This window comes from Dactylosporangium maewongense (genome assembly GCF_039531485.1).
In the GTDB taxonomy this organism is placed as follows: domain Bacteria; phylum Actinomycetota; class Actinomycetes; order Mycobacteriales; family Micromonosporaceae; genus Dactylosporangium; species Dactylosporangium maewongense.
This window is the reverse complement of the sequence record NZ_BAAAQD010000005.1, coordinates 178046-198938: the sequence shown is the minus strand read 5'-3', so window position 1 is coordinate 198938 and position 20893 is coordinate 178046. Positions and strand designations below refer to the sequence as shown.

Sequence of the window (20893 nt, the reverse complement as noted above, 5' to 3'; positions counted from 1 at the left end):
GCTCGTCGTTGCTGGGGGCAGCTAGGACCCCCTGCCGAGCGAGCGAACGGACCGACGCGATGAAACCGGGTATCGGTGGCGCGCACAGATCACGAGGCCGGATGCTCATGGCCTCGGCACCGCTCACGCTGACCGTCGCGGCGGCCGTCCTCGTCGGCGGGCCGCCGCTCGGGCTACCGGCCGAGGTCGCCGTCCTCGTCGCCGCCGCGGCCGCGGTGACCCTGCACGCCGCCTGGCTGCTGCGCCTCGCGATCGGTGCCGGCCGGCAGCACCCGCACGCGGACGAGGCCGTCGCCGCCGCGCCGAAGGCGCTGCCGCGCGGCACCGTGTTCAGTCTCGTGGCGCTCGCTCTGGGAGTCTTCGGCGCCGGGGTCTCCGCCGTGGCCACGCCCGTCGCCGGGTACGTCGCGCCGGTCGCGGGGGCGGCGCTCGTGGCCGGCCTGCTGAAGCTGCCCGGGGTCACCGTCGACACGCCCGGCGCGTTCCGGCGGGCGCTCGACGGGATCTGCGTCGCACTGTGGAAGTTCCTGACCCTGCTCGTCCTCGTGCTCGAACAGCACGGGGACCCCAGCCCCACCGTCTTCACCACCTGCCTGCTCGCGATCGTCGGCATCACGGTCGCGGTCGTCAGCGGCGTACGGGCGCCGTTCCCGCGCTGGGCCGCCGTCACCGCCGCCGGGGGCGTCGCGCTCCTGGTTCTCGGCCTGGCGGTGCTGCCGCTGCGGCCCGCCGGCGGCGGCACCTGGCTGCTCGTCGCGGGCGGCCTGCTCGTCCTCGGGTCGGTGCTGGTCTGGGCCGGGGCGTGCCGGTCGGTGTACGTCGACCGCCGGCCCGTCCGGCCCGCCACCGACGGCACGCTGATCGGCGACCCGCTGCTCGTCGCGCCCGTCCTCGCCGGCGCCGCCGCGGTGCTGTACGCGCTCGTCAGCCGCGGGCAGCTCGGCACGCCCGCGATGGTCATCGGCACGCTCGCCGTGCTGGCCGTCGCGGTACGCGAGCTGCTCGAGGCGGTCGCGCTACGCCGGTACAGCGGCCAGCTCGACGCGCAGGAGGCGACCTTCCGCACGCTGGTCGCCGGATCCTCCGACGTCATCGTGGTGCTGGACCGGGACCTGTCGGTGCGGTGGCAGTCGGCGGCCGCGGCGCGCCGGTTCGGGCTGTCGGACCAGGACGTGGTGGGCCGGCCGTTCCTGCAGCTGGTACATCCCGGCGACGCCGATGAGCTGGCCCTGGACCGGACGTCGCCGCAGCCGGTGCGGGCCAGGATCCAGGACGGGTTCGGGGCGTGGCGGCCGGTCGAGGTCAGCGTCACCGACGAACGCGGCAACCCCGAGGTCGACGGCGTCGTCGTGCACCTGCGCGACGTCACCGCCGAACAGGACCTGGAGCGCAGCCTGCAGCGCACGCAGCGGACCGACCCGCTGACCGGGCTGGCCAACCGCGGGACGCTGCTGGCCCACCTCGAAGACAAGACCGGCCACCTGATGATGATCGGCCTGGACGGCTTCGCGGGCGTCAACGACCTGCACGGCTCCGACGTCGGCGACGCGATGCTGGTCGAGGCCGCCGCCCGCATCCGCGCCGCGATCGGCAAGGGCGACGTCGCGGCGCGGCTCAACGGCGACGAGTTCGCGGTGTACACCGGGGTCGACAAGGTCCACGCGTTCACGCTCGCGACGCGGCTGCTCGGCGACCTCGGCGAGCCGTACCCGCTGCCCGGCGCCGACCTGCAGCTGTCCGCCGGGATCGGGCTCGCCCCGGCCGGCGGCGGCGCCGAGGAGTCGCTGCGCCGGGCCGGGCTGGCGCTGCGCCGGGCGAAACGCGGCGGGCGCGGCAAGGTCGAGTGGCACGACGCCGCCGTCGAGGACGCCTTCGTGCGGCGGGCCACGCTCGAGCAGCACCTGCCGCAGGCGGCCGAGCGCGGCGAGCTCGACCTCGCGTACCACCCGGTCTACGACCTCGTCGAAGGCCACCCGATCGGCGTGGAGGCGCTGCTGCGCTGGCGGCACCCCACCCTCGGCACGGTCCCGCCGCGGGAGACCCTGGAGGTGGCGCGGGAGCTCGGGATCACCGGCGAGATCCACGACTGGGTGCTCAACCAGGCGTGCCGGCAGCTGTCGTCGTGGCAGCACGAGGGGTACCAGCTGTGGATGTCGGTCAACGTGGCGATCGACGACCTCGTCGCCGAAGGGTTCGCCGGCCGGCTCAGCCTCGCCCTCGACAGCCACCAGATCGACCCGCCGGACCTGGTCGTGGAGCTGTCGGAGCGGGAGCTCGGGGTGGACCTCGACCGGGCCGTCGAGCCCCTGGCCACGGTGCGGGCCATCGGGGTGCGGACCGCGCTGGACGGCTTCGGCACGGGCGCCACGTCACTGGCGCACCTGCGGCGGCTGCCGACGGACGTGCTGAAGGTCGACGGCGCCCTCTTCGCGGCGCAGCCGGCCGGCGGCGGGGCCGCGGCGCCGATCATCGACGTCGTCGTGAGCCTCGCGCAGCGGCTCAACGTGACGGTCGTCGCCCACGGTCTGGAGGCGGAGCGGCACCTGCAGGTCGTGCGGACCGCGGGTTGCCGCTACGGCCAGGGCCACTACTACGGCACGCCGGCACCGGCGGAACGCATCGAGGCCGCGCTGGTGCGGCAGCGAACCTGGTGACCGCCACGGTCACGCCATGCGGCTGGTGACCGGCCGGTCCCGGTGCACGTGCAGCACGCTGAACGTGATCGGCTCGTCCGGCTTGCCCTGCCAGCCGACGGCGAGCCGGTGCGTCTCGCGGGTCGACGGGAACAGCATCTTGCCGGTCGCGACGACGGGCAGCCCCAGCTTCGCCGGCTGCGCGCCGCGGTTCTTCAGGTTGCCGCCGACGACGTTGATCAGCTCACCCATCGCGTCGGTGACGTCCTGGTCCGTGACCTCGTCGGGCTCCATGGCGAGCATCAGGCCGGTGATGTCGTTCGCCGCCGCCGCCGGTACGAGCACCCGCACGTGACCCTCCCAGGCACCGGTGATCGAGACGGCGGCGGTGATCGGACGCATGTCCAGCACCGGCTCGTGATCGGTCGCCTGGGCGTCCGGCTGCTGCAGGTACGCGTCCCAGACCTCGTTGACGATCTCGACGAGGTCTGTGTCGGCGAGGCCGGACTCGTTGAGCGAGGCGTCCACCATGCGCACTCCAGAGGTCATCGGAAGCTGTACCCGTTAACCGCATGGTGACAGCCGGAAGTAGCAGCCCCGGGGAAACGGGAAAATCACTCTGAGACGATCGCGGACGGTCACGGGCCGGCGGCTGCTAGGTTGCGCGGGTGGAGTTCGACGAGTCACGCTGCATCGACCTCGCGGGCCGCATCAACCGCGGCGACATGATGATCGGTATCCTGCCGCTCACGGCGGCCGAGGAGGTCGTCGCGGGGCTCAGCGCCGCCGGCCGGTCGGGCAGCGCCCGCGCCTGGACCGAGCTCGGCCACTGCTACCTCGGCGTGAGCGGTGCCGTGCTCGCCCCCGCCTTCCCCTCCGGCGGGACCACGCTGGACCAGGCCCGGCAGTGCTTCGCCGAGGCCGCCGCGCTCGGCGACCGCGACGGGGCGCTGCTCTTCGCCCGTTCGTGCGCCGACGGCCCGGCCGACGCGCAGCGGGCGGCCCGCGAGCACCTGCGCCCGCACGCCGCCACCGACCCCGCCGCCCGCTACCGGCTGGGCCTGCTGGAGCAGTGGCTCGGCGACCCGGCCGCCGCCGTGCCGCACCACGAGTGGGCCGCCGCGCAGGGCGACGCCGACGCCGCCTTCGAGCTGTACGTGCTGCACGCGACCGGCGAAGGCGTCCCCCGCGACGAGGACCTCGGCCGCCGCTGGCTGCTGCGCGCCGCCGACCTCGGCCAGCCACGGGCGCTGTACAACCTCGGCGCCGCCCACGCCACCGGCGACGGCTTCCCCGCCGACCTGACCCTCGCCGCCGCCTACTACCGCCGCGCCGCCGACGCCGGCAACCCACGCGCCGCCGCCATGCTCGGCTACATGCACCTGACCGGCGAGGGCGTCCCCGAGGACGCCGCCACCGCCGCCCACTGGTTCGACACCGCCGAGGACCTCGGCCACCCCGTCGACGACTGGCTCGACCACCTCGGCCTCGACCGCCCCCACTCGTGACATGACCGACCCTGCGCACCCGGCTCCGACCTCGGTTGCGGCTCTGGTTTCGGCGCGGCGGCCGGCGGACGTCGTCACCGCGGCGGGCCACCATCTGGGTGACCTGCTGACCGGCACCGGTTTCGCATGGTCGACCCGCCGGCGCAACCTCACCCGTACCGTCGAAAGCGTCACGCACGAGGTCTCCCTCCAGCCGTCGTCGATGAACCGCGCGGCCGGCACCATCACCGTGCAGACGGTCCTGATCCTGCACGACGCGGCCCTGACCACCTGGCGGCGGGCCAACCCCGGCCGCTGCCTGGTGCCGGACCAGGACAGCTGGGCGATCGGTCACCCGCTCGGGTACGCGGCCGGTCGCGCCAACGGCTACGTGTACGGCGACTTCCCCGACGGCCAGATCGACCTGACCGACCCCGCCCGCCGCCCCGCGGCACTCGCCACCTTCGCGGCCGTGGTGCGCGACGCGGTGCTGCCGTGGTTCGACGAGGCGGGCGACCCGGACCGGGCCGTGGTCACGGTGCCCGGCGACCGCACCAACTCGCCGTCGTCGCTGGTCGAGTGGCTGGCCGCCCGCGACCGGCCCGACCTCGTCGAGCCGTACCTGGAGCGCTGTCTGCGGAGAAACCCCACCTGGGGCGACCGCCTCCGCCTGGGCCACGAGCTCGCCGCCGCGGGCCGGCACCCGTTCCCCACCTACGGCGGGGATCTCGCGGTCTGCCTGGGTTGGTCGGCGAGCCCGGCTTCCGCCCGCAGCGGAATGGGGACACGGGGTGCGGCGGGTGGGGGCGAGGTCGCCTAGGGTCGGCGTATGGAGCACAGTTTGCGGTTCCGGCCCGAGTGGCGGCCCGACGAAGACCCGCAGCCGCCGCAGGCGCAGCACGCGCCGTGGCTCGACGAGCAGCTGTTCGGTCGGCGCATGGTGTTTCTGCGCGGGGTGATCGAGCCCGAGATGGCGGGCAGGGCGGCGGCGACGCTCCTCGCACTCGACGCGATCGGCGCCGATCCGATCACGCTGCACCTGTCGGCGGAGGAGGGACAGCTGGCGGCGGTGTTCACACTCGTCGACGCGCTCGACGCCGTGCACGCCCCGGTCCACGCGACCGCCGTCGGCCAGGTCGGCGGCGCCGCCCTCGGGGTGTTCTGCGCCGCGGCGACCCGCACGGCGTTCGCGCACGCCAGGTTCCGCCTGTCGGAGCCGAAGGTGACCAGCCCGGGCGGCACCGCCGATCAGGTCGTCGCCGAGGCCGGGCGCTACCTGCGCGACCTGGAGGACCTGGTCCTGCGCATCGCCGCCGCGACCGGCCAGCCCCGCTCCCGCATCGAGGACGACCTGTCCACCGGCCGCGTCCTGTCCGCCGAGGACGCCGTCGAGTACGGCCTGATCTCCTCCATCACCTCCCGCTGACCCACCCGTCCCGCCCGAGGCGTGCTCGCCTCAGACGCTCCATCGCGAAGTGCTCCCGGGTGGCGCTGGTCCCTGGGTCTTCCGTGGCTGCTCCCACGTGGCTGCTCCCGCGCGGCCCGGGACAGGCGTTGGTCAATGCTCGGCTTGCGGCATTCGTGCTGATGGAGTGTGGCTACTGGGGGCGGCCGAGGCCGGCCTCGCGGGCGCGGACGATGGCCTCGGAGCGGTCGGCGACCTGGAGCTTGGCGAAGACGTTCGAGACGTTGTTGCGGACCGTCTTCTGGGACAGGTAGAGGGTCTGGGCGATCTGTGCGTTGGAGCGGCCCGCGGCGAGGAGCTCGAGGATCTCGCGCTCGCGGGCGGTGAGCTCGGGGAAGGCCGTCGTCGCGGTCGGGGGGCCGGCGGCGAAGAACTCGGCGATGCGGCGGGCGAGGGTGGCGCCGAAGACCGCGCCGCCGGAGGCGACCGTGTTGATGGCGCGGACGATCTCCTCCTGTTCGGCGCCCTTCACGAGGTACCCGCGGGCGCCGGCCCGGACGGCGCTGAAGACCGTGCCGTCGTCCTCGGACATGGTGAGCACGACGACGCCGACGGACGGGGCCTCGGCGGAGAGGCGGCGGGTGGCCTCGATGCCGTTGAGGTCGGGCATCTGTACGTCCATGACGACCACGTCGGGGAGCAGGTCGACGGCGAGGGCGACGGCCTCCGCGCCGGTGGCGGCGGTGCCGACGACGTCGATGCCGTCGACGGAGCCGAGGAGGACGGCGAGGCCGTCGCGGAAGATCGGGTGGTCGTCGGCGACCAGGACCCGGACCGGTTCATCGGCCATCGGCCACCTCCTGACGTGAAGATCCTAGAGGCAGTGTGGCGCGCACGGTCGTGCCGCCGTCCGGCGGGCACTCGATCTCGCAGTTGCCGCCGAGCTCCGAGGCGCGTTCCCGCAACGAGATGAGCCCGACCCCGGACGGCGTGCCGGCGGCGATCCCGGCGCCGTCGTCGGTCACCGTCACCACCAACTTGTCCGAAGCAACGGAAAAATCAGCGGAAACCGACGACGCCCGCGCGTGCTTCGACACGTTCGTCAAGGCCTCCGAGGCGATCCGGTAAGCGGCCACCTCCACCGCCGCGGGCAGCCCCGAGGGCAGGGCACCCTCGACGCGGATCGCGAGGGCGGGCGTGCGGAGGCGGTCGGCGATCTGGTCGACGGCGCCGATCAGGCCCACGTCGTCGAGGGCCGGTGGGCGCAGGTCGTGCACGAGGCGTCGTACGTCGGCGAGCGCGGTCGACACGTCCTCCCGGGCCTGCCGCAGGATGTCGTCGGCCCTGGACGGCGAGGACTTGAGCAGGTTGCGGGCGGTGTCGATGCGCAGCGCCACCCCGCCGAGCGCCGGGCCGAGCCCGTCGTGCAGGTCGCGGCGCACCCGGCGGCGCTCCTCCTCGCGGGCCCCGACCAGGCGTTCCCGGCTCAGCTGCAGCTCGGCGGCGAGGTGGCTGGAGCGCGCCGCGGCCGCCGCCTGCCGGACCACGTCGGCGAGGAGCCGCTCGTCGCGCGGGGAGAGGTCGGTGCGGGGTCCGCCGGCGGGCAGGATCAGCCTGCCGACGGTTTCGCCGCGGTACGTGATGGGCAGCGTCTGCGTATCCGGGACCGGCTGCCCGTGCTCGGCGAGCAGGGTCGAGTCGCCGCCGCGGTGGACCTCGACGGCGACGTAGGGGGCGTTGAACGCCTCGGCGACGCTGCGCGCGACGGCGAGCAGCTGGTCCTCGGGGCTGTCGGTGCGTTCGAGCTGTTCGGCGAGGCCGGAGACGACACGGTACGGGTCGTGCCGCCGCCCGAGCACCACGCGCTGGACCAGCTGCCAGAGGCGGTGCCGCAGCGGGCCGTACACGAGCATCACGACGAGCAGGCCGGCGAGGGCGGCACCCTGCTCGCCGAGGAGGGTCGTCGCCGCGGCGAGCAGGATCGCGTCGACGGCGACGACGAGCGTGGCCAGGGCGCCGTAGAGCACGGTGCCGCCGAGGAGCCGGTCGATGTCCACGAGACGCGGGCGCAGGATGCCGACCGCGATCGCGCCGCCGGTGACGACGATCGCCACGAACAGGCCGAACGACAGCGCCGACTGGGGCAGCAGCAGCGCGGAGAGCATGACCAGCACGTCGACGACGCCGGCCCAGACCAGCCAGCGCATGCGGGTCTTGGCGAGGCCCTCCGCCTGCCGGTACCGGCGGAACACCACCGCGAAGGGCACCAGCAAGCTCAACGGCAGCGCCGCATAGCCGAGGCGGAGCAGGACGACCCAGACGCCGTCGGGCAGCGGGAGCGTGAGCAGGTCGATCGAGAGCTTCAGCGCCGCGGAGGGGTCGTCACCGCCGCCCTGCGCCTCGGCGATGCGGGTCGGGACGAACAGCAGCGTGACCGGCAGGACCGCGGTGAACCCGAGGCTGACGAACGAGGCCCAGCGCCAGCGCCCCTCCGGCGGCCGGCCGTCCGGGTAGAAGATCAGCAGCAGCGGCAGCGAGAACAGCAGCGCCGCGCCGAGCCGCTGGTAGAGCCACCAGGAGATGGTGACGCCGGGCAGCCAGGGGTCGTGGGCGGTGGCGTACGCGACCCACGACGCGAACGTGCCGTCGCTGGACCAGTGCAGGCCGGTGACGCACAGGATCCAGGCGACCGCGTTGCGCGGGACCTTGCGGGCCAGCAGCGCGCCCGGCACGGCGAGGGCCAGGCCGGCGAGGCCGGAGATCCAGCCCGCCTCGATGCCGTCGGTGGCGCGGCGCTCGGCGCCGATCGCGGTCTCCAGGACGATCGAGATGATCGTCGAGGCGAGTGCCAGCAGGACGAAGAGCCCGCCGGCGATGGTGGGGAGCCGCGTGCGCATGCGGCCATCGTGTCAGCCCGGCAGTCCCGCGGTCCCGGGGACAGCAGTCCCGTCCGGGCCGGGACACGGGAAGGGACGCCGTCGGGGGCGCGCGGCCCTGCCGCCCGGGTCGCGGTGGGACGCAGGATTCTCGGCATACCCGGCGAGCCCCGCCGCCTCACATAAAGGAACCTGCCATGACGATCCGCACCGAGCCCGTCCCCGCCCGCACCGACGTCCTCACCGGCCAGCAGCCCCCCGCCGCCATCACCGTCGGTGGCGTCCGCAAGCTGGGCCTGGCCCTGACCGCCGGCACGGCGGCGTGGGCGGCCAGCATGTTCACCGTCGGCAACAACCCGACCGACTCCCTCGGCCTGACCATCACCGACGCCACCGGCGGACTGTTCCAGCTGGGGCTGTTCGCGCTGCTCGCCGTCCAGGTCCGGACCCGCGCGACGGGCCTCACGAAGGTGGCCCGCGGCATGCTCGTGGTCGAGCACGTGCTGCTGGCGATCGCCACGCTGTGGAGCGTCCTGCACGCCGTCCCGGCGCTGCGCGACGCGGCGTGGCTCGTCCCGATGGACATCTTCTGGCCGCTGTCGATGCTCGGCATGGCCGTCATCGGCGTGAAGCTGGCGATCACCGGCCGGTGGAAGGGCGTCGTGCGGATCTGGCCGGTGGTCGCGGAGAGCTGGGCCGTCGTCACCGTCCCGGTCTTCGCCACCTTCGGCTCGCCGCTCGCGGACTACGTCGGCGGCGGCCACCTGCTCATCGGCTACATGACGCTCGGCGTCCTGCTGATGCTCCGCCCGCAGCTGACCGGCGCCCGCTGACCCCCGCCACCCAGCTGCCGCATCGGAGCCGCTGACCCACGCCGCACGGGAGCCGCTGACCCCGATTCCCCCTACCCGCGGAAGCCCTCGCCCGTCACGGCGAGGGCTTCTCGCATGACGTCGATCAGCGCGGCGCCCCCGGTGCGGTCCGGGTATGCCTGGACCGCGACCCGCACCGACGCCATGAACGCCGCCGCCATCAGACGGGCGCGGATCGGCCCTTCGACCCCGCGTGCGACCAGCTCGGCGGTGAGGCCGTCCTCCATCGAGGTGTACGTGGTGACCTGCTGCGCCGCGAGCGCCGGGTGCCGGCGGACGAGCCGCACCTGGGCGATCCAGCGCGGGTCCCGGGCGCCGAGCACCTGGAACACCTCGACGGCGGCGGCGGTCAGCACCTGCCACGGCGCCTCGCCGGCGGGCCGGGCCCGCACCGCGTCGATGAGCACGCACATGCGGGCGTGGTCGCCGTAGAGGAACGCCTCCTCCTTGCTGGCGAAGTAGTTGGAGAACGTCCGCCTGGACACGTCCGCCGCGTCGGCGATCGCCTCGACGGTGACCCGGTCGAGGCCGTGCTCGATCGCCAGCCGGACGGCGGCCTCGTGCAGAGCCTGCCGGGTGGCGGATTTCTTGCGTTCCCGCAGCCCGGTGCTCACGTTCCGAATGTTACCCACTTCTCACTGAGAAAACTTGCGCACTGGGCAACTTTTTCTGATGCTTGTAGAAGGCAAGTAATTGGGGAGGTGTCCATGCTGCGCGACGATCTGTACGAGCTGATGAAGGTCCTTCGTGTGCTCAAGCACCGCCGCCGGCATCCGGTCCTGCCGTCGGGCACGGTCGGGCTGCTGCAGGCGATCGACCGCTCGGACGGCGGCCGGCACCTGAAGGAGGTCGCGGCACGGTGCGCCCTCGACCAGTCGACGACCAGCCGGGCGGTCAGCGCCGCCTCGCAGGCCGGCCTCGTCCGGCGCGTCCCCGACCCGCACGACGGGCGGGCCACCCTCCTCGAGCTCACGCCCGCCGGCCGGCAGACCCTCGCCGACGCGGTCGCCTGGTACGACGACCTGCTCGCCGGCGCGCTGCGCGACTGGAGCCCAGAAGACCTCGAGCACTTCAGCGGCTACCTGCGCCGCTTCGCGAACGACCTGCACCTGGAGGCAACACGATGAGTCACGCCAAGCCGATGTCGCATCGGCAGATTCTCGAAGCGTTGAGCGGGCTGCTGCTCGTGTTGTTCGTGGCGCTGGTGAGCTCCACCATCGTCTCCACCGCCCTGCCGAAGATCATCGGGGCGCTCAACGGCACCCAGGGCCAGTACACGTGGGTCGTCACCGCCACCCTGCTCACCGCGACCGCCTCCACCCCCATCTGGGGCAAGCTGTCCGACCTGTACAGCAAGAAGCTGCTCGTCCAGATCTCCATCGTCATCTTCGTCGTGGGCTCGATCCTGTCCGGCCTGTCGCAGAACGCCGGTGAGCTGATCGCCGCGCGCGCCTTCCAGGGCATCGGCGTGGGCGGCCTGCAGGCGCTCGTCCAGGTCGTCATCGCGGCGATGATCCCGCCGCGGGAGCGCGGACGGTACAACGGCTACCTCGGCGGCGTGATGGCCGTCGCGACCGTCGGCGGCCCCCTCCTCGGCGGCGTCATCGTGGACACGTCGTGGCTCGGCTGGCGCTGGTGCTTCTTCGTCGGCGTGCCGATCGCCGTGATCGCGCTGTTCGTGCTGCAGAAGACCCTGCACCTGGTCACGGTCAAGCGCTCTGTCAAGATCGACTACCTGGGCGCCTCGCTCATCGCCGCGGGCGTCAGCGTCCTGCTCATCTGGGTCTCGTTCGTCGACGGCTCGTTCGCGTGGCTGTCGTGGCAGACCTTCGCGATGGTCGGCGCCGGACTCGTCCTTCTCGCCGCCGCGGTACTGGTGGAGGCCCGCGCGGCCGAGCCGGTCGTGCCGCTGCAGATCGTCCGGCAGCGCACCACCGCCCTGTCGATCGTCGCGAGCCTCTCCGTCGGCATGGCCATGTTCGGCGGCGCCGTCTTCCTCGGCCAGTACTTCCAGATCGGCCGGGGCTACACCCCGACCGAGGCCGGCCTGCTCACCATCCCGATGATGGCCGGCGTCCTGGGCGCCTCGATCATCGTCGGCCGGCTGATCACCCGCTCGGGCAACATCAAGCCGTACATCGTGGCCGGCACCGTCATCCTCGTGCTCGGGTTCGCCGCCCTGGCCACCATCGACCACGAGACGTCGCTCGTCTTCGTCGGCGCGGCCATGCTGCTGGTCGGCGTCGGCGTCGGCTCCTCCATGCAGAACCTCGTCCTCGCCGTGCAGAACACCGTGCCCCTGAAGGACATCGGCGCGGCGAGCTCGACGATCGCCTTCTTTCGCTCGCTCGGCGGCACCATCGGCGTCTCCGTCCTCGGCGCCGTCCTCGCCCGCCGCGTCACCGACAACATCACGCACTCCCTGGCCGCGGCGGGTGTCCCCGCCGGCTCCGGCGGCGGCGCCAGCAACCTCAACCTCGGCGCCCTCCCGCCCGCCCTGCAGCACATCGTCCGGGCCGCTTACGGCGACGCGACCGGCCACATCTTCCTCATCTCGGCCGGCATCGCGCTCGTCGGCGTGGCCGCCGCGGCCCTGATGCGCCCGACCGCGCTGCGCACCACCCTGGACCTGGACACCCCCGACCCCGCGACTTCGCCTTCGGAGAAGGTGACCGCCCCGACGCACTGACCCGTCCGCTCGACAACCCGGTGGATCGACGGATCCACCGGGTTGTCCGCGCTTCACGCGTCAGTCCGCGGGCAGCCAGGGCTCGAGCACGGCGGTGTCGGCGACGGCGGCCCGCACCGTGGCGCGTTCCTCGGCGGTGAGCGGGAGGCTGCGCAGCTGGGCGCCCCACTCCGGGATGCGGCCGGGGTCGTCGAGGGCCGTCGCCAGCTCGATGAGCGAGGCCAGGGCCACCGCGCGTTCGAGGGTGGCGGCGCCGTCGGCGTGGCGGCGGAGGCCGGAGTTCAGGGCGCGGAACGCGGCCAGGTCGTCGTGCTTGAACTCGCGCAGGATTCGGGCGTTGTCGAGGACCTTGGCCAGGCCCTGCAGGTGCTTGGCGCCGCCGTACTCCAGCTCGGCCGGCTCGTCGCGCTGGATGAAGACGATCGAGTTGCCGGACGGGTCCACGACCGTGAAGCGCGACGCGCCGGGGCGGAAGCGGGTGATCCGGGGCAGACCCTTCGCGAGGATCTTGCCGTACGAGCGCCGCATCGCTTCCGTGAACGCCGCGTGATACGGCGCGACCAGGTCGACCATCACCAGGCAGCCGCCGATGTCCTCCCGTGCCGCGTCGATGCCGCCCGGCGGCTGCTTGTAGTGCAGCCCGACCCCGCGCCACTGGAAGGCCAGGTACAGGTAGGGCCGGCGCTGCTCGTACGTGACCGCGAACCCCAGCGAACGCCAGAACGCCACGGTCTCCTCGGGGGCCACGCACGGCAGCAGCGGCACGGTGGTCTCGTTGGGCTGCACCAGTTCCTCCAGCATGGTGCGGCAGTGTGCCAGAACCCGGACGGACTCGCACATGCAAGAAATAATTGGTGAAATGCAAGAAATTGACACCGGTGGGTTGGTGTCATGGAGCCGGTGGACATCGACACCCCCGCGGCGCCCCCGAGGTGTTCGCGACGCTGACCCTGGAGCCCTACCCCAACGCGACGTCATCTGAAGAACGGGCCGATCCGGGGATGTGCGGGTGGCACGTTTCCGGGATTTTGGGTCTGGCGGACGCCCGTACCGTTAGGTCCAACAGCGCAACACCGAGATGACGCATCCGAGAGGACCACCCCCATGAGCGAGTACGGCGAGATCGAGACCAGCGAAGGCCACAGCGGCCTCGCGGAGGCGCACGAGGCGAGTGTCGGCGAGCAGGACTACAACTCGCAGTACGGCATCCTCGAGACCGACCACCAGAGCATCGAGCACACCGAGTACGAGAACGTCAAGCACATCGAGTACACGGACGCCGCGGGCAACCACTACGAGGTGACCGAGTACACGCGGTACGAGCACACCGAGATCGAGCAGGAGCACACCTTCGCCGCGTACGGCCAGGAGGGCTCCGCCGGGTTCGGTGCGGCCGAGATCGAGGGTGCCGAGGCGTCGGACGCGCACGTCATGTCGCTCACGGAGCGCTTCGAGAGCTTCCTCGGGAACGTCATGGACGGCCCGAACTACGAGATCTCCGACAGCAGCGCCTGACCACCCGCCGGGTGCGTCTCGACTGCGCTAGGAACGCCGGTCGGCCTTCGGGCCGGCCGGCGTTCCGCGGTTCCGGGAGCCCGCAGGGCAGGACCGGGCGTCAGGAGTACGTGGCGATGGCCGGCAGCATCTCCGCCATCCGGTCCCACGCCACCGGCGCCGGCACCCGCACGAACACGAACTCGACCACCACGCCGTCGGACGCCCACGCGCACCAGGCCTCGGGCGTGGGGAGCCCGACGGAGTCCCGGCACAGCGCGACGCCGCCGATCGAGAGCGGGCCGCGCCGCACCATCTCCTCGGCCCACAGCGTGGTCTGCGCGCGGGCCGGGTCCTGCGCGGCGAGCCACGCGTCGACCGCCGCCTGCGGGCCGTCCTGCGTGAAGCGCGCGCCGACCTGCCCGGTCAGCATCACCATGTACTGAGGGTCGAGCGGATCCTCGTAGGTCGCCGAGTACGGATCCGGGACCGGCGGGGGATCGTCCGACCGCCGCATCGTGCCCGCCTTCGCCGGTGCCTTGAGCGCCCACACCCGCGGCGGACCCGCCGGAGCGCTGCTGGGCGGCCGCGACGACAGGGACGGGGCGGCCGGCGCGGCGGGCCGGGAATAGGTGGGCGCGGTGGACCGGGGCAGCTCTGGCTTGTCGTTCAGGTAGGCGGACACACAGACGCACGCGACCAGGCTGACCACGCCGGCGAGGACGAGGGCCACCACGGCGGACGGCCGGGCCCCCTGGGCGAAGGACGGCGCGGGTGCCGGCTGCGGCGGTGGCCCGTACACCGGCGGCGTCGGGAACCCGTCGGCCGGCGCGCCCCGCTCCTCCGGGTCGCCCGGCGGCGGTCCGTCGGGCGGGTGCCAGCCGTGCCCGGACTCCGGTACCACCACAGCGACCCCCCCGTCACCACCCTTGAACCCGCGAAGGATACGGGATCAGGGGCCGTCCCGTCGGATGCGGCGGCGGTACGGTGGCGGACATGGCGACCATGAGGACCGTCGATGCGGGGCGCGGGCGTGCGGACCTCGGGATCCTCACGGCCGGGCTCGCCGTGTCGGTCGCCGGCGACGCCGCCGCGTTCATCGCGCTGCTGCTGCGCCTCCAGCCGCAGGGCAGCGGGTGGGTCGCCGCGCTCCTCGCCGCGGAGCTGGTGCCGGTCGTGGTGCTGGCCCCGGTGGTGGGCCGCGTCGTCGACCGGCTCGAGACGCGTGGCGTGCTGATCGTCGCGCTGCTCGGCCAGGCGCTGGTCGCGGTGCCGCTCGCGCTGCTGGACGGCCCGCTGCCGACGGTGCTGCTGTTCGCGGCGCTCGCGGCGCTGGCGGCGTTCGTCCGGCCGGCGACGAGCTCGCTGGTGCCGGCCATCACCGGGCCCAGCGGGCGGGAGCGCGGCTACGCCCGGCTGTCGCTCGGCTTCGGCCTCGGCTGGATCTTCGGCCCCGCCGTCGGCGGGCTGTTCACCGGCTGGTTCGGCGTGCGGGCCGCGGTGCTCGCCGACGCGGCCACGTTCGCGCTGCTCGCCGGCGCGTGCGCGCTGCTCACCGTCCGCCGCCGCCCCGACCCCTCGGCCGCGGCCGACGACCGGTCCGGCGGGCTGCGGCTGCTGCTCGCCGACCGGGTCCTGACCGTCGCGGTCCTCGGCGTCGCGATCAGCGTCGGCGCCGCCATCGTCGACAACGTCGCGGCGCCGTTCCGGTTCGTCGACCAGCTCGGCGCCTCCTCCGCGCAGTACGGCCTCTACCTCACCGTCTGGGGCGCCGGCGTCCTCGTGGGCTCGCAGCTGCTGCCCCTGCTGCACCTCAGCCACCGGGTCGCGGTCGCCGTCGCGTGCCTCGCCATGGGCGCCGGCATCGCGGGCATCGGCCTCGCCCCCGGCCTGCTGCTCGCCTACGCCGCCGCGGCCCTCGGCGGCGCCGGCAACGGCATCCTCAACGTCGCCCAGAACGCCCTGATCACCGCCCGCACCCCACCCGAACGCCACGGCCGCCTCTTCGCCACCGTCAGCGCCGTCAACCAGACCGCGATCGGCGGCGGCACCGCGGCCGCGGCCCCGCTGGTCGCCTGGCTCGGCGGCGGCGGCGCCCTCATCACCGCCGGCCTGACCACGATGGCCGCAGCCGCGGCCCTCCTCCTCGTCACCACCGGCGCCACCGAGCCCACCGAGCCCACCGAGCCCACCGATCCCGGCGAGCCCGGCGAGCCCGCCGCCGGCGCCAAGGAGCCCACGAGCGAGCAGGCGCCCGCCTGAACACCTCCACGGAGGGGTGGATCAAGGTGGGAGATACCGGGCAACGGTGTCGGGTGGGTGACAGGTCAGCGCAAGTGTTCGCCAAGTCCGCGCCAAGTGGCGACCTGCATGCTCTTCTCAGCGGCAACCGAAAGGGTCCCAACCCCCCGGGACCCTCGCACGGACTAGCTCGAAGGCCCCCCTTCGATACACATATATCGCTGGACCGGTAGAGCGGCGCTCCTCCCTCGCGCCGCTCTACCAAGCATTCCGGCGCGGGGTTCAGCCGGTGAAGAGCAGCAGCAGGCCCGCGACGGTGTAGGCGACCATCAATCCCAGCAGCGGCACCTGGCCGGTCATGGCCTGGGCGCGGGGGAAGACCTTCAGGGCCCGGTCGTGGGCGAGGACGGTGCCGACGAGGTGGCCGAGGATGATCGCGGTGATCTGGACGTTGGCGACGCCCGTCGGGGTGATCACGCCGGTCCACGGGTCGAAGTCCGGCCGGTCGAACAGGAGCGCGACGGTGCGCTGGCCCTCCAGGACGAACAGCGAGTAGTAGTGCGCCACGACGTAGCCGACGACGATCGGCACGATCGAGTGGGCCAGCTCGCCCGGCATGCGCTCCGCCGACGTGTGGCCGCGCCGGCCCGAGGTGCGGGTCGCCACGGTGTACGCGAGCGCCACCGCACCGATGACCGCCAGCAGGCCGAGGGTGCCGGTGACGGGGGCGGGCAGCCCGTTCTCCTGGGTGAACCGCAGCCAGAAGAGCGCGCCGGACATCGCGTCGTAGAAGGTGGCGCCGAGCAGCACGACGGCGACGGCGACGAGCCCGGGCGCGGGGCGCAGGCCGGCGATGCCGTCGAGGGGGTTGCGCCAGGCGAGCGTGCCGTCGGGGCGGCGGCCGATGACGGCGAGCCGGCCGGCGAGGTCGCTGAGCACCTCGAACGCGTCGCCGCGGGTGTGCCAGTCGGGGCCGTAGACGAAGGCGCCGGCGAGCATGGCCACGGCGTACACGGCCAGCCAGGTGCCGATGACGGGCAGGGTCGCCCGGTCGGGGGCGACGAGCTCCAGCCACGCGAACGCGAAGAGCCCCGCGGCGGCGGGCCAGTAGCCGAGGCCCTCGGGCAGCGGGCGGCGGGGCTTGAAGCCCAGCGACAGCGTGCGCAGCGGGTTCAGGGCCCGCCAGACGGGGCCGAGCAGGAGCGACAGCGGCACCAGCCCGACCCAGAACAGCACGTACACGATGCCGGCCGCCGGGTTGTCGGCCGTGTCGGGCAGCGTGAACGTCCACGCTAGAACGGCCAGCAGCAGGATGCCCACGAGCCGGGGGATGACGGCGGGCACCGGGATGGTCCGCACGGGACGGCCGGCGGCGGGGTCGAGCCGCGGGGCGCGCCACGCGACGCCGAGCACCACGAACGACACGATCAACGCGGCGGCGGCGCCGACCAGCAGCTGGCCCAGCGTGAGCGGCAGGTCCTGGCGGCCGCCGACACCGTGGGCCAGGACCGGCGCGAGGTCGGTGTTCAACGGACCACGAGCTGGAAGAGCACCAGGTGCGACGCGTGCGTCTCCACCTCGAACAGCCCGGTCCGGTCGACCCGCAGCTCGAGCGACGCGGGCGCCCCGGCCGGCAGCGCCAGGCTCTTGTCGTAGCCGTGGACGTGCAGCTCGTCGGCGACGTCGGAGGTGACGGTGATCCGCACCAGGTTGCCCTTGGCGACCTCGACCCGGCCGGTCGGCGGCGTCACCTTCTTCTTCGCGACGGTGACGACGATCTCCTTGTCGAAGGTCGCGACCGGCGACGGCGGTGCCGAGGAGGTTCCCGCCGTTGGTGACGGCGCGTCGGTACCGGCGGCGGCGGCCGTCGCGGTCGTGGTGGACGGCGCCGGCGCAGGTGTTGCAGGGTCGGCGGAGCACCCCGTGAGGGCCAGGACGAGCGCGGCGGCGAGGACGGTGGCACGAGCTGCAGGCACGGAAAGGCTCCCGAGGCGACGGGGGGTTTGTCAGGGCTGTGAATTTAGCGTCTTGTCGCTCATGGGGGAACCCGGCATCATGTGCCGATGCGATCGGTCCGTGTAGGTGCGTCGAAGATCGCGGTGCTGGCGCTCGTCGCCGTGCTCGGCGTCGTGCTGCCCGCACATCCTGCCTCGGCCCACGGCCAGCTGGCCATGTCCGACCCGGTGCAGGACAGCACCGTCGACAAGCCGCGCGCCGAGGTGGCGCTGTACTTCACCGAGCAGCCCGCCTCGTTCGCCTGGTTCACGGTCACCGCGCCGTCCGGGCTGCGGGTCGAGGGCGGCTGGCGGACCGGGGAGCCGAAGCGGCTCGACAAGCCCGTCCAGGAGTACTTCATGGTCGACGGGAAGTTCGAGCCCAGGTCGTACAACACCGGCTTCCCGGCGCTCGTCCCGGTGTCGCACTGGCCTGAGCAGGGCCTTTACACGGCCGCCTACCAGACGGTCGCCTCCGACGGGGAGGCCGTGAAGGGGCAGCTGCGGTTCACCTACAGCGGCCCGGTGACGCCGGCGCCGGCGGGCTGGACCGCGCCGACCGCCGGCCCGTCCGAGGCGCTGACCCGCGCGCTCAACAAGGAGGGCACCCCGCCGGCGGCGGTCGGGCCGACCCAGGGCCCGCAGCAGGCGCAGCCGCCGGTGTCGGCGCCGGCGCCGGTGAAGACGCCGTTCGTGCTCACCGACTGGCTGATCCCGGCGCTGCTCATCGTGGGTGTCGGCCTCATGATCGGGCTCGCGGCCCGGCGCGCGCCGGTGCAGCCGGAGAAGAAACGCCGCAAGGCCGCCCTCCGCTGAGGAGGACGGCCGCGACGGCACCGGTCAGCCGGTGGTGGTGCCGCAGGTCGCCTGGATCTGCGCGGTGAGCCGCTCGGCGAAGGCCGGGTCGGCGATGACCCGCTGCTGGTACTGCTCGACCTGCGCGTCGGCCAGCCCCGTGTACAGGGGTTTGCTGGCGTACGCGTCGGCCATCGCCGCAGGGTCGGTGTAGACCCGCGACTGGACCGAGCACAGGTGCGCCGCGGTCGTGTCCAGGAAGATCGTCTCCATCCGTTCGGGTGTCAACGACGCACTGGCGGACGGTCCGGCCGTCGACGGTGCGGAGATCTTCGCCGGGGTCTTCGAGCCCTCGTCGCCGCAGCCCGCCAGGCCGGCGGTGACCGCGAGGGCGGCGATGGTGAGCAGCACACGCGAGCGGATCATGTCAGCGTCCTCCTTATACGACGACCAGCGTGAGGTCGTTGGTGTCGGTGATGCCGCCGTACGTCTGCTTGACCGTCAGCTTGTAGGTGCCCACCGCCACGTTCGTGGCGTCGAACTTCACGGCGGCGAAGTCGTCGGTGCCGACGGCCAGCGCCGCGGCCTGGTTGGGCTGGGTGTACGCGCGCTCCTGCGGGTAGCTGACGACCAGGCCGGTCGGGCCGCCGGAGACGGTGATGCGCAGGTCGTCGACGCCGCCCTTGCGCGCCTGGAACACCAGCTGCGACCAGACCGGGGTCTTCTTCGGCACCGTCACCGTCGAGGTCTTCTGGGTGACGGCGTCCCCGGTGACCGACACGACCGGCAGGGTCGCGACCTGCGAGCCGGTGCGCTTCGTGCCGGTGCAGGTGGTCGCGCCGTCGGCCTTCTCGGTGTACGAGTAGTTCAGCGTCACCGGGTTCAGCGACACGAGCTTGTTCGTGGCGACGCTGATGTTGAACGCGATGTAGTCCACGCGCCCGGCGGCGAGCGAGTCACCCTTCGACAGCGACGAGTAGCTCTGCGTGTTCGACGGGTACGTGATGGTGAGGCCCGCCCCGGAGGCGGTGACCCGCACGTCGCAGACGTCGTCGGCCGCACCCCACAGTGTGCCCACCCAGCCCGACTGCCCCGGCAGCATCGGCGCGAGCAGCGGCACCACCAGGCCCAGGTCCGGGGTCGCGGCGCTGGCCGGCGCCGCGGCGGGAACGATGGCGGCCGCGCCCGCGGCGCAGGCGAGGGCGATCGAGGCTGAACGGCGCATCGGTAGAGGTCCTTCTCTGTTGATGATGGCTGCCTGATGACGAATTCCAGATCGGCCGGGCCGGCGGCCGGTTGAGCTAGCCGGTGAGCGCTATCCAGGTGTCGTACTGGTGCACCGCGATTCCCTCGAACGCGGCATAGCGCTGCGCGGCCCGGTCGACGTCGCTGAGCGTGGCCCGCATGGCGCTGTCCGTGCCGCCGTGGAACGTGCAGTACGCGCAGTCACCGAGCGCCTGCGTCTCCGCGCCCAGCCGGGCCGGTTTCGCCGCCTTCCCGGCCCGCCGCAGCAGGTCGTCGGCGACGCCGAGCATCGAGTTGCCGCCGGTCGCGGTGTTGCGGTAGCTCATCACCGTGACGCCGTCGACCCGGGCGAGCACGGCGTCGGCCAGGTTCTCCCCGCCGACCTGGACCGTCGGCAGCCAGAAGGGCACGTCGAGCTCGACCGGCGGGCCGATCAGCACCAGCTCGTCCAGCAGCCGCAGCAGCTGCGGTACGAGCGCCGCCTGCCGCTCCTCCCAGGCCGGCAGCAGGTAGGGCTCGACGTCGACGTGCAGCCCCCGGAACAGGCCGGACGCCGCGGCGGCCCGCGCCCAGGCGAGCGCGGTCGCGTGGTCGGTCGTCCAGGCCGGTTCGCCGCCGAGCGCGTCGAGGGCGATCCCGGCGTCGTCACACAGCGCACGCAACCGGGTCAGCTCCGTCACGTCGGCGCGCGGGTCGTAGTACGCGAAGATCGTCGTCACCGAGCGTGCCTTCGCCCAGTCGACGACGGCCTCCGGCCGCTCCCGCTCCCACAGCCACATGGCCCGGGTGCCCGGCGGCGCCACGCTCGTCTCCGGCGCCAGGGGCGGCAGGCGCGGCCGTACCGACGCGACGAGCAGACCCATGGTCAACACGACGCACAGGACGGCGTGCGCGACGCTCCTCCACATGTCATCTGTTCGGCCGGTCGTGCCCGGCCCGAAGGATTTGGGTCACGTTGACGTCACTGGGAGCCGTGGGACACGATGAACCCCGAGCGGTCAAAGGGAGGAACCCAGTGCGAATCTGGGACGGTCCCGCCACTGTGACCGGGGAGCCACCCTCCAGCGCAAGGGCCACGGCCGAAAGCCGGAAGGTCGGGGGATGGCGGCGATCCGGGAGTCAGGAGACTCCAGCCGCTCGTGCTCCATGACCCAGCGGGCGC

General features: G+C 73.2%; 21 protein-coding genes and 1 riboswitch. Of the genes, 10 read left to right on the top strand and 11 right to left on the bottom strand.

The genetic code is table 11. The features are described 5' to 3' along the window. Nucleotides 1-101: 101 nt before the first annotated feature. Nucleotides 102-2654, top strand: a complete 2553-nt coding sequence (locus ABD332_RS15195) for a putative bifunctional diguanylate cyclase/phosphodiesterase (protein ID WP_344502524.1) — start codon at nucleotides 102-104, stop codon at nucleotides 2652-2654. A gap of 9 nt (nucleotides 2655-2663) precedes the next feature. Here the strand turns inward: ABD332_RS15195 and ABD332_RS15190 are convergent, their stop codons facing one another. Beyond that, a complete protein-coding gene (locus ABD332_RS15190) occupies nucleotides 2664-3164 on the bottom strand; it encodes a chemotaxis protein CheX (protein WP_344502523.1) in 501 nt (166 codons plus the stop codon). 137 nt (nucleotides 3165-3301) lie between these two features. Here ABD332_RS15190 and ABD332_RS15185 point away from each other — a divergent pair, with 137 nt between their 5' ends. Genes ABD332_RS15185 through ABD332_RS15175 form a run of 3 tightly spaced genes read left to right on the top strand, consistent with a single transcriptional unit; the run spans nucleotide 3302 to nucleotide 5546 of the window. Continuing rightward, nucleotides 3302-4141, top strand: a complete 840-nt coding sequence (locus ABD332_RS15185; RefSeq protein ID WP_344502522.1) for a tetratricopeptide repeat protein — start codon at nucleotides 3302-3304, stop codon at nucleotides 4139-4141. A 1-nt stretch (nucleotide 4142) separates the two neighbouring features. Continuing rightward, nucleotides 4143-4940, top strand: a complete 798-nt coding sequence (locus ABD332_RS15180) for a hypothetical protein (RefSeq protein ID WP_344502521.1) — start codon at nucleotides 4143-4145, stop codon at nucleotides 4938-4940. 9 nt (nucleotides 4941-4949) lie between these two features. Next, entirely contained in the window at nucleotides 4950-5546 is a 597-nt protein-coding gene (locus tag ABD332_RS15175) for an ATP-dependent Clp protease proteolytic subunit (RefSeq protein ID WP_344502520.1), read from the top strand. Between the two features lie 172 nt (nucleotides 5547-5718). On the opposite strand, the gene ABD332_RS15170 is transcribed toward ABD332_RS15175, so the two are convergent. Continuing rightward, a complete protein-coding gene (locus ABD332_RS15170; RefSeq protein ID WP_344502519.1) occupies nucleotides 5719-6375 on the bottom strand; it encodes a response regulator in 657 nt (218 codons plus the stop codon). Continuing rightward, nucleotides 6365-8422 carry a sensor histidine kinase gene (locus ABD332_RS15165; RefSeq protein ID WP_344502518.1) on the bottom strand — a complete coding sequence of 686 codons (2058 nt, stop codon included), beginning with the start codon at nucleotides 8420-8422 and terminating at the stop codon, nucleotides 6365-6367. The genes ABD332_RS15170 and ABD332_RS15165 overlap by 11 nt, the downstream gene beginning before the upstream one ends. Before the next feature lie 176 nt (nucleotides 8423-8598). Here ABD332_RS15165 and ABD332_RS15160 point away from each other — a divergent pair, with 176 nt between their 5' ends. Further along, nucleotides 8599-9234, top strand: a complete 636-nt coding sequence (locus ABD332_RS15160; RefSeq protein WP_344502517.1) for a hypothetical protein — start codon at nucleotides 8599-8601, stop codon at nucleotides 9232-9234. Between the two features lie 71 nt (nucleotides 9235-9305). On the opposite strand, the gene ABD332_RS15155 is transcribed toward ABD332_RS15160, so the two are convergent. Next, entirely contained in the window at nucleotides 9306-9887 is a 582-nt protein-coding gene (locus ABD332_RS15155; protein WP_344502516.1) for a TetR/AcrR family transcriptional regulator, read from the bottom strand. A gap of 93 nt (nucleotides 9888-9980) precedes the next feature. Here ABD332_RS15155 and ABD332_RS15150 point away from each other — a divergent pair, with 93 nt between their 5' ends. Continuing rightward, the gene (locus ABD332_RS15150) at nucleotides 9981-10400 is read left to right on the top strand and encodes a MarR family winged helix-turn-helix transcriptional regulator (protein ID WP_344502515.1); all 420 of its coding nucleotides are present in this window, start codon (nucleotides 9981-9983) and stop codon (nucleotides 10398-10400) included. Nucleotides 10401-10414: 14 nt separating this feature from the next. After that, nucleotides 10415-11962 carry an MDR family MFS transporter gene (locus ABD332_RS15145; RefSeq protein ID WP_344502514.1) on the top strand — a complete coding sequence of 516 codons (1548 nt, stop codon included), beginning with the start codon at nucleotides 10415-10417 and terminating at the stop codon, nucleotides 11960-11962. A 60-nt stretch (nucleotides 11963-12022) separates the two neighbouring features. Here ABD332_RS15145 and ABD332_RS15140 read toward each other — a convergent pair whose 3' ends face one another. Then, nucleotides 12023-12763, bottom strand: coding sequence for a VOC family protein (locus tag ABD332_RS15140; RefSeq protein ID WP_344502513.1), 741 nt, complete (start codon nucleotides 12761-12763; stop codon nucleotides 12023-12025). A 303-nt stretch (nucleotides 12764-13066) separates the two neighbouring features. Between ABD332_RS15140 and ABD332_RS15135 the strand changes: the two genes are divergently transcribed. Then, nucleotides 13067-13477, top strand: a complete 411-nt coding sequence (locus tag ABD332_RS15135; RefSeq protein ID WP_344502512.1) for a hypothetical protein — start codon at nucleotides 13067-13069, stop codon at nucleotides 13475-13477. A 100-nt stretch (nucleotides 13478-13577) separates the two neighbouring features. Here ABD332_RS15135 and ABD332_RS15130 read toward each other — a convergent pair whose 3' ends face one another. Continuing rightward, complete coding sequence (locus tag ABD332_RS15130) at nucleotides 13578-14363, bottom strand: hypothetical protein (RefSeq protein WP_344502511.1); 786 nt, start codon at nucleotides 14361-14363, stop codon at nucleotides 13578-13580. 89 nt (nucleotides 14364-14452) lie between these two features. On the opposite strand from ABD332_RS15130, the gene ABD332_RS15125 reads away from it, so the two are divergent. Further along, on the top strand, nucleotides 14453-15718 hold the full coding sequence (locus tag ABD332_RS15125) for an MFS transporter (RefSeq protein WP_344502510.1): 1266 nt from the start codon (nucleotides 14453-14455) through the stop codon (nucleotides 15716-15718). Nucleotides 15719-15979: 261 nt separating this feature from the next. On the opposite strand, the gene ABD332_RS15120 is transcribed toward ABD332_RS15125, so the two are convergent. Both ABD332_RS15120 and ABD332_RS15115 read right to left on the bottom strand, forming a co-directional pair. After that, the gene (locus ABD332_RS15120) at nucleotides 15980-17227 is read right to left on the bottom strand and encodes a hypothetical protein (protein WP_344502509.1); all 1248 of its coding nucleotides are present in this window, start codon (nucleotides 17225-17227) and stop codon (nucleotides 15980-15982) included. Then, nucleotides 17224-17673, bottom strand: a complete 450-nt coding sequence (locus ABD332_RS15115; RefSeq protein WP_344502508.1) for a hypothetical protein — start codon at nucleotides 17671-17673, stop codon at nucleotides 17224-17226. Before ABD332_RS15115 ends, ABD332_RS15120 begins: the two co-directional genes overlap by 4 nt. 87 nt (nucleotides 17674-17760) lie before the next feature. Here ABD332_RS15115 and ABD332_RS15110 point away from each other — a divergent pair, with 87 nt between their 5' ends. Next, nucleotides 17761-18507, top strand: a complete 747-nt coding sequence (locus ABD332_RS15110; protein WP_344502507.1) for a copper resistance CopC family protein — start codon at nucleotides 17761-17763, stop codon at nucleotides 18505-18507. Nucleotides 18508-18531: 24 nt separating this feature from the next. On the opposite strand, the gene ABD332_RS15105 is transcribed toward ABD332_RS15110, so the two are convergent. The 3 genes from ABD332_RS15105 to ABD332_RS15095 form a co-directional block, all read right to left on the bottom strand. Beyond that, nucleotides 18532-18912 (bottom strand): hypothetical protein, encoded by a 381-nt coding sequence (locus ABD332_RS15105; RefSeq protein WP_344502505.1) that lies wholly within the window; start codon nucleotides 18910-18912, stop codon nucleotides 18532-18534. A gap of 13 nt (nucleotides 18913-18925) precedes the next feature. Continuing rightward, complete coding sequence (locus ABD332_RS15100; RefSeq protein WP_344502504.1) at nucleotides 18926-19711, bottom strand: hypothetical protein; 786 nt, start codon at nucleotides 19709-19711, stop codon at nucleotides 18926-18928. 76 nt (nucleotides 19712-19787) lie between these two features. Further along, the gene (locus ABD332_RS15095; protein WP_344502503.1) at nucleotides 19788-20639 is read right to left on the bottom strand and encodes a hypothetical protein; all 852 of its coding nucleotides are present in this window, start codon (nucleotides 20637-20639) and stop codon (nucleotides 19788-19790) included. Nucleotides 20640-20709: 70 nt separating this feature from the next. Then, a riboswitch (cobalamin riboswitch) is annotated at nucleotides 20710-20883 on the top strand. Nucleotides 20884-20893: the final 10 nt, after the last annotated feature.